Raw genomic sequence first — 13,973 nt, 5'->3', positions numbered from 1 at the left:
CGCCTCGCCGGTCACCGGCCGCTCCACGCCCGCCTCCCCGGTCACCGGTCGCTCCTCGGCACGGTCAGCTCGACCTCCGTCCCGGCGTCGGGGCTCGACGCGATGCGGACCGTGCCGCCGAGGTCGGCCACCCGGCCCCGGATCGACTGCGCCACCCCGAGCCGGCCCTGCGCCTGCGCCTCCTCGAGCCGGCCCTCCGGAATGCCCGGCCCCTCGTCGCGTACCGACACCGTCACCGTCGCCCCCTCGTCCTCGACCAGCACCCACGCCCGCCCACCGGCGTGCCGTTCCACGTTGTCCAGGGCCGCCGCCGTCGCGGCCGCCAGCTCACGGGCCACCGTGGCGGGCAGCGGCACCGGTGTCGCCGGCGCGGAGAGTGAGATTCCCGCCCTGGCGTACCGGCTGAGCAGCGTACGCAAGTCGACCTCGTCGTGCCCGCCCGTGGCGGGCGGCAGGGCGGCTCCGCCGATGAGCGCCCGCAGCGCGGCCTCCTGCTCGCCCGCCAGGCGCGCCAGCTCGCCAGCCTCCCCCGGCAGGTCCGCGCCGCGCCGCTGTACCAGGGCGAGCACCTGGAGCACGGAGTCGTGGATGCCCCGGGCCAGCCGCTCCCGCTCCCGGGTGGCCGCCTCCAGCTCCACGGCCCGCTGCAACCGCTCCTCCGCGGTGACCGCGAGGCGGGCGACGTGCCCGACCACGGCCCCGGCGAGCAGCAGCAGGATCGCGCCGGTCAGGGACGACGTGCTGATCCGTTCCCGGGTGGCGAGGTCCGCGCCGCCGATCACCACGGCGGCCACCGTCCCCCGCCGCCGGCCGCCGGAGACGGCCCAGGCGAGCACCGGGCCGGCGAGCCAGGCCACCGCGAGGGTCGGCACGCCGCCGTGCAGGGCCGCGCGGCCGATCACCCACGGGGTCGCGAGCAGGATCGCCAGCACCACGCCGAGGTCGGCCAGGAGCAGCGGCCAGCGCCGCCACGCCGGACGGGCGTACCCGAACGCGGTCACCGCGGTCCAGACGGCCATCAGCAGGACCAGGCCGGCGCCGGCGAGGGGGTGGGCGTACCGGTCCGCCTCGCGCAGCGCCACCAGGCAGACGTACGCCAGGGAGGCCACCCGGAACACCGCCACGGCGCGCCACAGCGGCATCTCGAACCCACCGGGCGACGACGGCATGCGCGTCACGATGCCACAGCGCTCTCCGGCCACGGTGGGGCCGCCTGATGCGGGCCGGGAAACCCTGACGTACGGTGGAAATGCCGCGAATGACTCCGAGACCTGCCGTCGGGATGGGCCATGACGAACGCCGACCCTCGCGTACCGCGTACGGTGGTGCCCATCGAACCTGCCCTCCTCCTCGCCGAAGCCTTCGACCGGGCCCGCGTGACCGAGGTGCGCCACACGGTCACGTCCTGCGCCCGCACCGCGGGCCTGCACGGCCAGCGCCTCGACGACTTCGTGCTCGCGGTGAACGAACTGATCACCAACGCGGTGCGCCACGGCGGCGGGCGCGGCGCGCTGCGGCTGTGGCGGCGCGACGGGCGGTTGGTCTGCGAGGTCGCCGACGAGGGGCTCGGCATCAGCACGCAGCGGCTGGACGACCGGGCCCGCCCCGCCCCCGACACCGCCGGCGGCTGGGGCCTCTGGCTCGCCCGGCAGCTCAGCGACACGATGGAGGTGACGAGCGGCGCGACGGGCACCGTCGTCCGGATCACCGCCGCGATCCCCGCCCCCGCCGGGCAGGCCGACTGAGGCGGGGCGCCGCACCGGTACGGCGCCCGACGCGACCGGGCGGGGTCAGCCGAAGAGGGCGCTCACCGACTCACCGTTGTGGATCCGCCGCACCGCCTCGGCGAGCGCCGGCGCCACCGAGAGCACCTTGAGCTTCGGCACCCGCTTCTCCTGCGGGATCGGCACGGTGTTCGTGCAGACGACCTCCAGCACCCCCGGTTGCTCGCTGAGCCGGCTCAGCGCGCCGGCCGAGAACAGGCCGTGCGTGCACGCCAGCCGGATCGAGCGCACCTTCAGATCCCGCAGGTGGTCCATCAGCTCGATCATCGTGCTGCCCTTGGCGATCTCGTCGTCCAGCACGATGACGTCCCGGGCGGCCACGTCACCGATCACCGCGCTGATCGTGACCTTGTCGTCGCTGAAGCGCTGCTTCGCGCCGGCGGCGACCGGCGTGCCGAGCATCCGCGCGAACGCCGCCGCCTGCTTGGCGTTGCCCAGGTCGGGCGAGACGACCACGGTGTTGCCCAGGTCGTAGCGGCGGAAGTGGTCGGCCAGCTCCCGCAGGGCGTGCAGGTGGTCCACGGGGACGCTGAAGAAGCCGTGCACCTGCGGCGAGTGCAGCGTCATCGCCAGCACGCGGTCCGCCCCGGCCGAGGTGAGCAGGTCGGCCACCAGCCGCGCGCCGATCGAGATGCGCGGCGCGTCCTTCTTGTCCGACCGGGCGTACGCGTAGTGCGGCAGCACCACGGTGATCCGGCCGGCCGAGGCGCCCCGCGCGGCGTCGATCATCAGCAGCAGCTCGACGAGGTGTTCCTGCACGGGCGGCACCAGCGGCTGGATCAGGAACACGTCCCGCTCGCGGCAGTTGGCCTGCAACTGCACCTCGAGACAGTCGTTGGCGAACCGGGACACCCGCACCGGGTGCAGCGGCACGCCCAGATGGGCACAGATCTCGGCGGCGAGGTCGGGGTGGGCGGTTCCGCTGAAGACGGCGATGTCACGCACGTCTGCACATCGTACGGGCGGGGTGTCCGCGCACGGCCGCGGTGGTCCGCGGCGCCCGACGGCGCTGCCGCTGGTCGGCGGGAACGGGCCGGTGCCGGTACGGTGCTGCCGTGACCGCAGAGTTCGTCGCCGCCATCGACCAGGGCACCACCTCCTCGCGGTGCATCGTCTTCGACCGGGCCGGTGAGATCGTCGCCGTGTCGCAGCGCGAGCACCGGCAGATCTTCCCCCGCCCCGGCTGGGTCGAGCACGACGCCGAGGAGATCTGGACGAACGTCCAGCAGGTGGTCCGGGAGGCGTTGCACGCCGCCGGCACCGACGCGGCCGGGCTGGCCGCCGTCGGCATCACCAACCAGCGCGAGACGACAGTGGTGTGGGACCGGGCCACCGGACGCCCGGTGGCGAACGCGATCGTCTGGCAGGACACCCGGACGGGCGCGCTCCTGCGCGAACTCGACGAGGCGTACGGCGAGGAGCGGCTGCGGGAACGCACCGGCCTGCCGCTGGCCACCTACTTCGCCGGGCCGAAGCTGCGCTGGCTGCTCGACAACGTCGACGGGCTGCGGGCGCGTGCCGAGGCCGGCGAGGTGCTCTTCGGCACGATGGACAGCTGGCTCGTCTGGAAGCTGACCGGCCGCCACGTCACCGACGTGACCAACGCCAGCCGCACCATGCTCATGGACATCTCCACGTTGGACTGGGACGCCGAACTGCTCGACGCGCTCGGCGTGCCGGCCGCGATGCTGCCCGAGATCCGCAGCTCCGCCGAGGTCTACGGGACGGCCACGGGCGTCCTCGCCGGGGTGCCGGTGGCCAGCGCGCTCGGCGACCAGCAGGCCGCCCTCTTCGGGCAGACCTGCTTCCAGCCGGGCGAGGCGAAGTGCACCTACGGCACCGGCAGCTTCCTGCTCCTCAACACCGGAGCGAGCGCCGTCGCGTCCTCGCACGGCCTGCTCACCACTGTCGCCTACCGGATCGACGGCCAGCCGGCCGCGTACGCCCTGGAGGGCGCCATCGCCGTCACCGGCTCGCTGGTGCAGTGGCTGCGGGACAACCTGGGCCTCATCTCCACCGCGGCCGAGGTGGAGGACCTGGCGCGCACGGTCGAGGACAACGGCGGCTGCTACGTGGTGCCGGCCTTCTCCGGCCTCTTCGCGCCGCACTGGCGCAGCGACGCCCGAGGGGTCGTGGCCGGCCTCACCGGCTACATCACGAAGGGGCACCTGGCGCGGGCGGTGCTGGAGGCCACGGCCTGGCAGACCCGCGAGGTGGTCGACGCGATGAACGCCGACTCCGACGTGGCGCTGCGACGGTTGCGGGTGGACGGCGGCATGACCGCCAACGGGCTGCTCATGCAGTTCCTCGCCGACGTGCTCGACGTGCCGGTGGTCCGCTCCCGGATCACCGAGACCACCTGCCTCGGCGCCGCGTACGCGGCCGGGCTCGCGGTGGGTTTCTGGCCGGACCTGGCCACCCTGCGCGCCCAGTGGCGCTCGGACGCCGAGTGGAGCCCCCGGATGGACCCGGCACACCGCGACCGCGAGCTGCGCAACTGGCGCAAGGCGGTCGAGCGCACCCTGAACTGGGTGGACTGAGCGCATCGCCCCCGGCAGCCGCCGGGCGGGACGGTGTGGGACGCCCCGGAGCGGGTAGACGCCTCCGGCTCCTCGGCGGACCGGCCGGGGCCGCCGCGGAGGAGGCTCAGATGTCACGCATGCCCCACGCGCCGTCCCACGACGGCGAGTTCGAGTTCTGGCGCAACCACGCGCAGATCTCCTTGCAGCCGGTCGCCGCGCCGTCGATCCTCGGCCTGTACGGCTTCGCCGCCGCCACGTTCGTGGTGTCCTCGAACCTGGCCGGGTGGTGGGGTGACAGCGCCGCGCCGACCTTCCTGTTCCCCTTCGCCGCGTTCACCGGCGGCCTCGCGCAGTTCCTGGCCGGCATGTGGGCCTACCGGGCCCGCGACGGCGTGGCGACCGCCATGCACGGCATCTGGGGCGCCTTCTGGCTCGCGTACGGCCTGCTCTACCTGCTCGTGGCGGTCGGCGTGCTGACCCCGCCGACCCCCTTCGTGGCGCTCGGCTACTGGTTCCTCGCGCTCGCGGCAATCACCTGGGCCGGGGCGGCGGCCGCGCTCGCGGTCAACCTCAGCGTCGCCCTCACACTGGCCACGCTCGCCGCCGGCGCCACCTGTCAGACGATCGGCCAGCTCGCCGACATCTCGGGCTGGCGGACACTCGGCGCCTACTTCTTCATCATCTCGGCCATCGTCGGCTGGTACACGGCGACGGCCATGATGCTGGAGTCCGCGTACCGGCGGGTGGTCCTGCCGATGGGCAAGCGCGGCGCGCCGGACCGGCCGGGGCAGGAGCCCCGGCAGGTCATCCAGTTCGTCGCCGGCGAGCCGGGCGTCAAGGTCGGGCAGTGACCGTACGGGCGGGCGCGGGGCGTGGCCCCCGCCTGCCCCCCGTCACTCCCACCGGTTGCCGGTGAGCGTCTCGTAGACGTCCACGTAGCGGGCGCGGGTCGCCTCCACCACCTCGGCCGGAACCTCCGGGGCGGGGGCCTGCCGGTTCCAGCCGCTCTCGGTCGCCCAGTCCCGCACGTACTGCTTGTCGTACGAGAACTGGGGCCGTCCCGGCTGGTACGACGCGGCCGGCCAGAACCGGGACGAGTCGGAGGTGAGCAGCTCGTCGGCCAGGACCAGGGTGCCGTCCGGCGCCCAGCCCAGCTCGATCTTGGTGTCGGCGATCAGGATGCCCCGGTCGGCGGCGATCTCGGCGCCCCGCCGGTACACGTCGATGGTGATCTGCCGCAGCCGCTCGGCCGTCGCCTCGCCGACCTCGGCCACCACGTCCGCGTACGTGATCGGCTCGTCGTGCTCGCCGACCGGCGCCTTGGTCGACGGGGTGAAGATCGGCTCGGGCAGGATCGAGGCCTCGACCAGCCCCCGGGGCAGCGGCACGCCGGAGACGGCGCCCGTGCGCTCGTACTCCTTCAGCCCGCCGCCGGTCAGGTAGCCGCGGGCGACGCACTCGACCGGCACCATCTCCAGCCGCCGGCAGCGGATCGCCCGGCCCGCGAACTCGGCGGGCACGTCGGTGGCCGAGACGACGTGGTTCGGCACCAGGTCGGCGAGCTGCGCGAACCACCAGAGGGAGAGCGCCGTGAGCAGCTTGCCCTTGTCGGGGATCGGTGTCGGCAGGACCACGTCGTAGATCGAGATCCGGTCCGAGGCGACGAGGATGAGGTCGTCGCCGTCCGCGTAGACGTCCCGGACCTTGCCCGAGTGCAGAAGTTCCACGCGGCCTAGTACATCACGCGGGCGGGGCGCGCCGGCCAGGGCGGCGGGGCGCATCGACGCGTACGGCCCGGGTGTGCCCGGACGGCCGTTGACACCTTCGGGCGGTCCCTGCGTGAATGGGCCGACCGTCCCCTTCGCCACGTCACCGGAGTCCCGCGTGCCCGTTTCCCGCCCACCGGTCGCCGGCGCCGACCCCGGCCGACGCCGGGTGCTCGCCGCCCTGCTGGGGACGCCGGTCCTCGCCGCCGGCGGGCTCGCGGGCTGCACGGACCCCTCGACCACGGCCCCCGCCCGGGAGGGACCGGTCGAGCTGTCGGTCTTCTGGTGGGGCGGCCCCGAGCGGGCGGAACGGACCGAGCGGGCGCTGCGCCTCTACGGCGAACGGCATCCCCGTGTCGGTTTCCGGGTCACCTGGCAGGGCTTCGACGGCTACTACGGCCGGCTGGCGACGCAGGCGACCGGCGGCAACGTGCCCGACCTGATCCAGCTCGACGACAGCGTCCTCACCGAGTACGCCCAGCGCGAGATCCTCCTCGACCTCACCGACCACGTCGCGGACAACCGGCTCGACCTCCGCAACCTGCCCGACGGTCTGGCCCGCTACGGCCAGGTGGACGGCCGGACGGTGGCGGTGGCGGCCGGGCAGACCGCGGCGGCCGTCGTCTTCAACCGGAACCTGCTGCGGACGCTGCGGGTCCCCGAACCGCGGGCCGGGATGTCCTGGGACGAGTACCTGGGCTGGGCCCAGCAGGTCACCCGGGCCAGCCGGGGCCGGGTGGCGGGCACCTCCGACGCGTCCGGCGACCACCGGGCGCTCTGGCTCTGGCTGCGCGGCCGGGGCAGCGAGTTCTACCGGGGCCGGCAGCTCGCCTTCGGCACCGGCGAGCTGCTCGACTGGTTCGAGCTGTGGCGGCGGGCGCGCGCCGGACGCGCCGTGCCCGGGGCCCCGCTTGTCGAGGAGGCCGACAACGGCGAGCGGGCGCACCAGCTCGTGGTGTCGGGGCTGACCGCCGCCTCACTCGCCTGGTCGCACCAGCTTCCGGAGCTGCAACGCCTCACCCGGGCCGAGCTGGGTGTCGTGCCCTTCCCCGGTTCCCCGATGGCCCAGTGGGCCCGCGCGTCGATGTACTGGGCGGTCTTCCGGGGCAGCCGCAACCCCGACGCCGCCGTCGACGTGATCAACTTCCTGACCACCGACGTGGCCGCCGGCGCCGTCCTCGGCCACGACCGGGGGCTCACGCCGAGCCAGGCCGTACGACGGGCCGTGCAGGGCAGCGTCACCGATCCGGCGCAGCAGCGGGCCGCCGCGCTCGGCGACGCCCTCGGCACGGCGATCGGGACCGCACCGCCGCCGCCCCCGAAGGGCCACGCCCGGGTCCGGGGCCTGCTCGTGGCCGCCGCCGAGAGCGTACGGTCCGGTCGCGTCGACGCGCCGACGGCGGCGACCCGCTTCCTCGCGCAGGCCGACGCCGCCCTGGCCGCCTGAGGCGCACGCGGGCCGTCCGCGGGCCGGCGAGGGTCAGCGCGGCCCGTGGGTCAGCGCGCGGATCAGCGCGGCCCGTGGGTCAGCGCCGCGGACCGCCGCGGCGGTTGCGGGTCAGGCGCAGCAGCAGAACCACGATCACCACGACGACCACGAGGCAGCAGAGCAGGCCGAGGAAACCGAAGCCGCCGCCCCGGGACCGCCGCCGCGCGGCCTCCACCACCAGCTCACCGGTCCCGGTCGACGCCCACGCCGCGACCGGGACGAACACCGACAGCACGACCGCGCTCAGGACCGCGCCGAGGCGGGCCCACCACTTGCCGAAAGAAGACATGCTGACATCCTCGCCGAGGAACGCAACCACGGCAGCGCGCTCGACCGGTAACCGTGGGTGCACGTCCGTCGGCGGCCGGTGGCACGTCTCCCGCACCGCCGCCGTGCCAGGGGCCTCGGGAGCATCAGCGGGGCAGGGGAGCCAGCGCCGGTGTCAGCCGTGTCAGCGGCACGCCGCGTCGAAGGCCGCCTCGTCGGCGCGGGACATCTCGAACGTCGTGGGCGGCGAGTCGGACCCGACGGTGGCGCCGGCGGCGTCGAGGCGGGTCAGCGACGTGCGGACGCGCATCACGTCGCCCTCCCACTCCCCGTGCAGCTCGTTCAGGCGGGGACCGGGCCCCTCGGCCTCCGAGCGGGTGTGCAGCGAGAAACGGCTGCCGAGGTAGTTGAGAGGGTTGCCCCACAGCTCGTACCGCTCGGCCCGGTCACCCGCGCACACCGTCGCCGTACCGCTCAGGGCCGGGCAGGTGGTGCAGCGGTCGTGCGCGCTCGGCGGGTCGTCGGTCAGGTGCAGCACGATGTGCCGCTCGTCGCCGGAGCCGTACGGCACATCGCCCTGCCAGTAGCCGGTCAGGGCCGGCTTCCCGGGCAGCGCCAGCGCCCAGGGGTGGCCCAGCCAGTGGATCCCGTAGACGATCCCGGTGCCCACGACGACCAGCCCGACGAGCATGACCACGAAACGCGTCCGGTTGGGCCTGCGGCGCCCCGGCGGTCGGACAACCATCGAATCTCCTTCGGGTCGCCCACACCGTACGCGCCACCACCGCCGCCGGCCCATGGCCCGGATCGGCGAAAGGTGCCCCGGAACGACGAAGCCCGGGCCCCCTGTCCGGGGCCCGGGCCGTCTTTCGTAGCGGGGACAGGATTTGAACCTGCGACCTCTGGGTTATGAGCCCAGCGAGCTACCGAGCTGCTCCACCCCGCGTCGGTGCCCACAACTCTACCCCATCGTCCGCGGCCGGGTTCCGGCGGTACCCCGATCCGGCCCCGACACCGGAAGCAGGGGCATCCGCAGCCCCGGTCCACGCTCGTGCGCGCGAGTGGCGATCCGGTGGCCGGGCCGCGGCATCCCGCCGGCGCCGAGGAACGGAGCCACGAACGCGACCGAGCCCGCCCCCGGATGTCGGGAACGGGCTCGGACCTCTCTCGTAGCGGGGACAGGATTTGAACCTGCGACCTCTGGGTTATGAGCCCAGCGAGCTACCGAGCTGCTCCACCCCGCGTCGGCCTGACAACCGTAGCGCACCATCCCCGTACGCCGCAAAGCGACGTACGCGAGGGCACACCGGACGGGTCCGTGGGGCCTGGCGGTGCCCCGCCGGGCGGCGGGGCACCGACCCGGTCAGTCCAGCCAGTCCGCGACGGCCCGGACCGCCCGGCGGCTGTAGTCGTCGACGTTCGCCCGGTCGCTGGAGGTGCCCTCCCAGCCGATCTCCCAGAGGACGGTCACCACGTCGCCGATCCGGACGACCCGGATGAGCCGCACGGTCTCCCCCTCGGCCGTCCCACCCGCCGTCAGAGCGGGCGTGCGCAGCTCGATGAGCAGCGACTCGTCGCCGTACGCGCCGCCGGGCAGGAGCCGCTGCCGCGACACCCCGCCGGAGGCGGCCTCCTGTTCGGGGCACTCCCGCACCGCCCGGCGAAGGTCGGCCATCCAGTCGCCGGCCCGCCCCGCCCGGTGGATGGTGATCGTGTGCCGGTAGCTGCCGTACGGCACGGCCGTCTCCGGCCGGTCCGTGCCCAGGTGGTAGAAGAGCGCGCGGGTGCGCCGCTGCACCACCGGCTCGTCGAGGTCGGCGCCGCAGAACTCCGGCAGGACCGGCTCCCCCTCGGTGAAGTACGGCGGGGCCGCGACGAGCCCGGCCGGCTGGGCGAAGAAGGCCCGGTCCGGGATCGAGGTCGGCGTCCGGGGAGCGCGCGTACCGGTCGCGGGCGCGGACGGCGTGCGGTCCGGCGTGGCCGGTGCGGTGGTGGTGGGCGCCGGGGTGGCCGGGGACGGTGACGGTGGGCTCGCCGTCACGGTCGGCGTGGCGGCCGGCGGGGTGACGGGCCCCCGGTCGTCGGCCAGGACCAGCCGGGTGCCGGTGGCGGCACCGGCGATCAGCAGCACCGCCACGAGGCTGCCGCCCGCCGCCCGGACCCGGGCCCTCCGGTCGGCCCACCGGCGCAGCGCGTCCGGCCCGGCGAGTGGGCGGCCGTCGGCGTCGGCGGCGAGGGAACGGTAGAAGTCGGACACGTCACGCGACATCGTTGGCCTCCAGTTCCGCGGCGGAGACGCCGGGCAGCAGTGCGGCCAGCCGGGCACGGCCGCGGGACAGCCAGGACTTCACCGTGCCGGTCGGCACCCCCGTCTCCCGGGCGATCTCGTCCACCGACATGTCGAAGAGGTAGTGCAGGGCGAGCGCCTGCCGCTGGGCGGCCGGCAGTCGACGCAGCGCGCCGGTCAGCAGGACGGCGTCCTCGCCGGGTGGCGGCACCGCCTCCGGCGGCCCGCTCCGGACGAGCGCCGCCTGCCAGCCGCGCAGCCGCCGCCACCGGTCGGTGGCCAGTCGGGCGACGACCAGCCGCAGCCACGCCTCCGGCGCCGGGTGGGCCGACATCCGCCCCCACTGCCGCCAGGCCCGGGCGTACGCCTCCTGCACCAGGTCCTGCGCTTCGACGTAGTCGCCGGCGACCGCGTAGCCGTACCGGAGCATGCGTCGGGACGTGCTCCGGTAGAACTCGTCGAAACTGCTCGCGTCCCTCATGTCCGCACCACACTCCCCGGTCGCCTCCTTTTCAGACAGGACGGACGAACCGGGTGGCCGGTTGCGGTCGGAGAGACGACAGAGCCCCCGGTACGCCGGACCGGTCGGTCCGGCGTACCGGGGGCTGACGTCGTGTCGGTCAGCCGCCCCCGGCGGGTGGGCTGCCGCCCGGCGACGGCGGAGGGGCGCTCGGTGACGCGCTGCCGCTCGGCGCCGGGGTGCCGCCCGGCGTGCCGGACGTCGGGGTCGCCTGACCCTGGGCCTGCTCGAACGCCTTCATCGCGTCGTCGAGGGCCTTGAGCGCCCGCCCGTACCGCTCGAAGTCGCCGGACGCCTGCGCGGCCCGCACCTCGGCGATGGCCGACTGCACCCGGTCCGCCGCGGCGGCCAGCTCGCCGGTCATCGGCGGCTTGTCACCGCCGGTGGGCGGCGGGGGCTGGTCGCCACCCGTGGGCGGCGGAGGCGCGTTGTCGGCGGCGCGCTTGCCCTGCTCGACGAGCTGCTTGATGCCGTCGGACAGGTTGTTCGCCAGCGCCACGAACGAGCCGCCGTCGCCGTAGGAGACGAGCACCCGCTGCAACTGCGGGAACGCGTCCTGGTTGTTGCTCTTCACGTAGACCGGCTCGACGTACAGCATCCCGTTGCCGAACGGCAGGGAGAGCAGGTTGCCGTACTGCACCTGCGCCTGCCCGGACGCGGCCAGCAGGTTCAGCTGCTGCCGGATGTCGCCGTTGTTGGTCATCTGCTGGTGCACCTGCACCGGCCCGGAGATGCGGGTCTGGTCGGGCAGCTCCAGCACCTCCAGCCGCGGCTCGCCGTCCACGTACGACCCGGAGATCAACGCGGCGAGGTTCTGCCGGCCGTTCGGGGTCACCGCCGAGGTGAGCTGGAACCGCGGCCCCTCCTGACCCGGGAACTGGGTGAAGAGGTAGTACGGCGGCTGCGTCTGCCCGCTGTCCGGCGCGTCCGGAACGTTCGGCACCTGCCAGAAGTCCTGCGCCGAGTAGAAGTCGCCCGGGTTCGTCACGTGGAACTTGATGAGCAGGTTCCGCTGCACCTTGAACAGGTCGGCCGGGTAGCGGAAGTGCTCGGCCAGCTCGGCCGGGATCTCCTCCTTCGGCAGCACCAGGTCGCCACCGAACGCCTTGTTCCAGGCCTTGAGCACCGGGTCGTTCTCGTCGAACTCGTACAGCCGGACCGTGCCGTCGTACGCGTCGACGGTCGCCTTCACGGAGTTGCGGATGTAGTTGACGTTCTCCCGGGCGAGCTGGAACGTGCCCCGGCCGGTCAGCTCGTCCGTGGTCTCCTCACGCAGGTTGACCCGCTCCGCGTAGGGGTAGGTCGCCGCGGTCGTGTAGCCGTCGACGATCCACTGGACGCGGCCGCCGACCACGGCCGGGTACGGGTCGCCGTCGAGGGTCAGGAACGGGGCGACCTTCTCCACCCGGTCACGCGGGTTACGCACGTAGAGCAGCTTCGAGTTCTCGTTGACCGCGCCGGAGAGCAGGAAGTTCGACTCCTGCTCCTTGATGGCGTACAGCAGGCGGCGGGTGAACGACCCGATCTCCACGCCGCCGGAGCCGGTGTAGGTGTAGAACTCGCCGCCGCCCTCGCCGACCGGCCGGTCGAACTCGGCCTTCTTGTTCGGGTCGGTCTGGCCGACGATCGCGTAGTCGTCGTCGCCCATCCGCTCGCCGTAGTAGATCCGCGGCTGGGTGGCCGGGATCTGCTCGGTCTGCGAGGAGCACGACTCCTGCGTCCGCTCGCCGAGGAAGCCGGAGACGAAGAACGGCTGGCCGCCGCAGACCACCTGGTTCGCCGGGGCGGCCACGAGGCCGTACCCGTGCGTGTACACGGTGTGCCGGTTGATCCAGGTGTTCTGCTGGTCGGTGAGCTCGTCGTAGTTGATCTCCCGGACGCCGACGACGTAGTCGGAGATCTTGCCGTTCACCCCGTACCGGTCGATGTCCAGCTTCGGGCCGAAGTCGTAGAAGCCCCGGACCTGCTGGAGCTGGGTGTACGTCTCGCTGACGAGCTGCGGGTCGAGCAGCCGGACGTTAGGCACGACCGACGTGTCGGTGGCCAGGCTGGCCGGCGGGGTGAGGTTCGTGGCCCCGTACGCCGTGGTCTTGGTGGCCGCGAGGCCGAACGCGGCCCGGGTCGCCTCGATGCTCCGCTCGATGAACGGCGCCTCCTTCTCCTTGGCGCTCGGCTTCACCTCGAACGTCTGCACCGCCCACGGGTAGATGCCGCCGATCGCCACCGCCGAGACGCCGAGCAGGGCGAGCGAGATGCCCGGCCAGACCAGGTTCCGCATCCAGGCGTTGGAGAAGATGATGATCGCGACGGCCACGACGATGGAGATGTACGCGAGGATCTCCTTCGCCGGCAGCAGCGCGTTGACGTCGGCGTAGCCGGCGCCGTAGAGCTTGGCGCCCTCGTTGTACTCCAGCAGCATGGCGCGCCGGTCCAGCACGTACGCGACGGCCTTGAGCGCCACGAAGAGCGCGACCAGCGTGCTGAGGTGGGCCCGGGCGGCGTTGGTCATCCGGTCGCCGACGCCCTGCAGGCGCACGCCCCCGAAGAGGTAGTGCATGGCGAGCGCGCCGACCACGGCGAGCACCACCGCGGTGAAGCCGACGCCGAGGAGGTAGCGCCAGAACGGGAGCTGGAAGACGTAGAAGCCGACGTCGATCCCGAACTCCGGGTCCTTCACGCCGAAGTCGCCGCCGTTGCGGAAGAGCAGCCACTGGTTCCACCGGCTCTGCGCGGAGAGGCCGGCGAAGAGGCCGACGATCACGGAAATGACGCCGATCCAGGTGCCCAGCCGCGGGGTGAGCACCATCCGGTAGCGCTCCAGCGTGGCCTGCTCGACCGAGTGCGGGCGCAGCCGGGGTCGCAACCGGTAGGCCAGCCAGAGGTTGCCGCCGACGATCACCGCCATGGCGAGGCCGATCACGAGGAACAGCAGCAGCCGGGTGACGAGCACCCCGGTGAAGACCTGGGTGTAGTCGACCTCGTCGAACCAGAGCCAGTCCGTCCAGGCCTGTACGCCCCAGCCGAGGAGGGTGAACAGCGCGAACACCCCGACCAGGACGGCGATCGTGACGCGTCCGCGCCGACTCATCCTCGGCAGGGGGCTGCTGCTTCGCATGACCACTGTTGGCTCCGCACGCTCGATTGATCGGCTCCGACCAGGCACCCAGAGTACGGGGTGTTCCTGAATACGACCGACCGTGGTCGCGCCGTGCCGGCCCGCGGGGTCGCGTCGCGCCGCCCGTGGGGACGCGTCGTGCCGCCCGTGGGGTCGCGTCGTGCCGCCCGTGGGGTCGCGTCGCGCCGCCCGCGGACGGGCGGTCCGGCCGCCTCGGAGGCGC

At 73.7% G+C, this 13,973-nt stretch carries 12 protein-coding genes and 2 tRNA genes; 4 read left to right on the top strand and 10 right to left on the bottom strand.

From position 1 onward, the window contains the following. Positions 1-41: 41 nt before the first annotated feature. Positions 42-1,169 carry a MacS family sensor histidine kinase gene (macS, locus tag OG994_RS29970; protein ID WP_328851676.1) on the bottom strand — a complete coding sequence of 376 codons (1,128 nt, stop codon included), beginning with the start codon at positions 1,167-1,169 and terminating at the stop codon, positions 42-44. A gap of 120 nt (positions 1,170-1,289) precedes the next feature. Between macS and OG994_RS29965 the strand changes: the two genes are divergently transcribed. Next, positions 1,290-1,745: an ATP-binding protein gene (locus OG994_RS29965; protein ID WP_120329027.1), complete on the top strand. Its 456-nt coding sequence runs from the start codon at positions 1,290-1,292 to the stop codon at positions 1,743-1,745. 45 nt (positions 1,746-1,790) lie between these two features. Here the strand turns inward: OG994_RS29965 and OG994_RS29960 are convergent, their stop codons facing one another. Then, positions 1,791-2,729, bottom strand: a complete 939-nt coding sequence (locus tag OG994_RS29960; protein ID WP_328851675.1) for a ribose-phosphate diphosphokinase — start codon at positions 2,727-2,729, stop codon at positions 1,791-1,793. Positions 2,730-2,839: 110 nt separating this feature from the next. Here OG994_RS29960 and glpK point away from each other — a divergent pair, with 110 nt between their 5' ends. Continuing rightward, complete coding sequence (gene glpK, locus OG994_RS29955; RefSeq protein ID WP_328851674.1) at positions 2,840-4,324, top strand: glycerol kinase GlpK; 1,485 nt, start codon at positions 2,840-2,842, stop codon at positions 4,322-4,324. 110 nt (positions 4,325-4,434) lie between these two features. Next, the gene (locus OG994_RS29950; protein ID WP_328851673.1) at positions 4,435-5,157 is read left to right on the top strand and encodes an acetate uptake transporter family protein; all 723 of its coding nucleotides are present in this window, start codon (positions 4,435-4,437) and stop codon (positions 5,155-5,157) included. A 42-nt stretch (positions 5,158-5,199) separates the two neighbouring features. Here OG994_RS29950 and OG994_RS29945 read toward each other — a convergent pair whose 3' ends face one another. After that, positions 5,200-6,033, bottom strand: a complete 834-nt coding sequence (locus OG994_RS29945) for a phosphoribosylaminoimidazolesuccinocarboxamide synthase (protein WP_328851672.1) — start codon at positions 6,031-6,033, stop codon at positions 5,200-5,202. 157 nt (positions 6,034-6,190) lie between these two features. Between OG994_RS29945 and OG994_RS29940 the strand changes: the two genes are divergently transcribed. Further along, positions 6,191-7,519 (top strand): ABC transporter substrate-binding protein, encoded by a 1,329-nt coding sequence (locus OG994_RS29940; protein WP_328851671.1) that lies wholly within the window; start codon positions 6,191-6,193, stop codon positions 7,517-7,519. 79 nt (positions 7,520-7,598) lie between these two features. Here OG994_RS29940 and OG994_RS29935 read toward each other — a convergent pair whose 3' ends face one another. The 7 genes from OG994_RS29935 to OG994_RS29905 all read right to left on the bottom strand — a co-directional run bounded on the left by OG994_RS29935 (position 7,599) and on the right by OG994_RS29905 (position 13,750). Continuing rightward, entirely contained in the window at positions 7,599-7,850 is a 252-nt protein-coding gene (locus OG994_RS29935; RefSeq protein ID WP_120329021.1) for a hypothetical protein, read from the bottom strand. Between the two features lie 162 nt (positions 7,851-8,012). Beyond that, entirely contained in the window at positions 8,013-8,573 is a 561-nt protein-coding gene (locus OG994_RS29930) for a hypothetical protein (protein WP_328851670.1), read from the bottom strand. A gap of 127 nt (positions 8,574-8,700) precedes the next feature. Then, a tRNA-Met gene (locus OG994_RS29925) sits at positions 8,701-8,774 on the bottom strand. A gap of 224 nt (positions 8,775-8,998) precedes the next feature. Further along, positions 8,999-9,072: transfer RNA gene (locus tag OG994_RS29920), tRNA-Met, on the bottom strand. 119 nt (positions 9,073-9,191) lie between these two features. After that, a complete protein-coding gene (locus OG994_RS29915; protein ID WP_328851669.1) occupies positions 9,192-10,097 on the bottom strand; it encodes a hypothetical protein in 906 nt (301 codons plus the stop codon). Further along, the gene (locus OG994_RS29910; protein ID WP_120329019.1) at positions 10,087-10,596 is read right to left on the bottom strand and encodes a SigE family RNA polymerase sigma factor; all 510 of its coding nucleotides are present in this window, start codon (positions 10,594-10,596) and stop codon (positions 10,087-10,089) included. The genes OG994_RS29915 and OG994_RS29910 overlap by 11 nt, the downstream gene beginning before the upstream one ends. A 139-nt stretch (positions 10,597-10,735) precedes the next feature. After that, a complete protein-coding gene (locus OG994_RS29905) occupies positions 10,736-13,750 on the bottom strand; it encodes a UPF0182 family membrane protein (RefSeq protein ID WP_120329130.1) in 3,015 nt (1,004 codons plus the stop codon). Positions 13,751-13,973: the final 223 nt, after the last annotated feature.

The organism is Micromonospora globbae, from assembly GCF_036184225.1.
GTDB lineage: Bacteria > Actinomycetota > Actinomycetes > Mycobacteriales > Micromonosporaceae > Micromonospora > Micromonospora globbae.
The sequence above is the reverse complement of the archived record's forward strand: the minus strand, read 5'-3'. Positions and strand labels throughout refer to the sequence as shown.

Coding starts and splice junctions, on each gene's coding strand:
- OG994_RS29905 (WP_120329130.1), bottom strand. CDS start 13,750: ATGCGAAGCAGCAGCCCCCTGCCGAGGATGAGTCGGCGCGGACGCGTC.
- OG994_RS29930 (WP_328851670.1), bottom strand. CDS start 8,573: ATGGTTGTCCGACCGCCGGGGCGCCGCAGGCCCAACCGGACGCGTTTC.
- OG994_RS29950 (WP_328851673.1), top strand. CDS start 4,435: ATGTCACGCATGCCCCACGCGCCGTCCCACGACGGCGAGTTCGAGTTC.
- OG994_RS29910 (WP_120329019.1), bottom strand. CDS start 10,596: ATGAGGGACGCGAGCAGTTTCGACGAGTTCTACCGGAGCACGTCCCGA.
- OG994_RS29965 (WP_120329027.1), top strand. CDS start 1,290: ATGACGAACGCCGACCCTCGCGTACCGCGTACGGTGGTGCCCATCGAA.
- macS (WP_328851676.1), bottom strand. CDS start 1,169: ATGCCGTCGTCGCCCGGTGGGTTCGAGATGCCGCTGTGGCGCGCCGTG.
- OG994_RS29915 (WP_328851669.1), bottom strand. CDS start 10,097: ATGTCGCGTGACGTGTCCGACTTCTACCGTTCCCTCGCCGCCGACGCC.
- OG994_RS29935 (WP_120329021.1), bottom strand. CDS start 7,850: ATGTCTTCTTTCGGCAAGTGGTGGGCCCGCCTCGGCGCGGTCCTGAGC.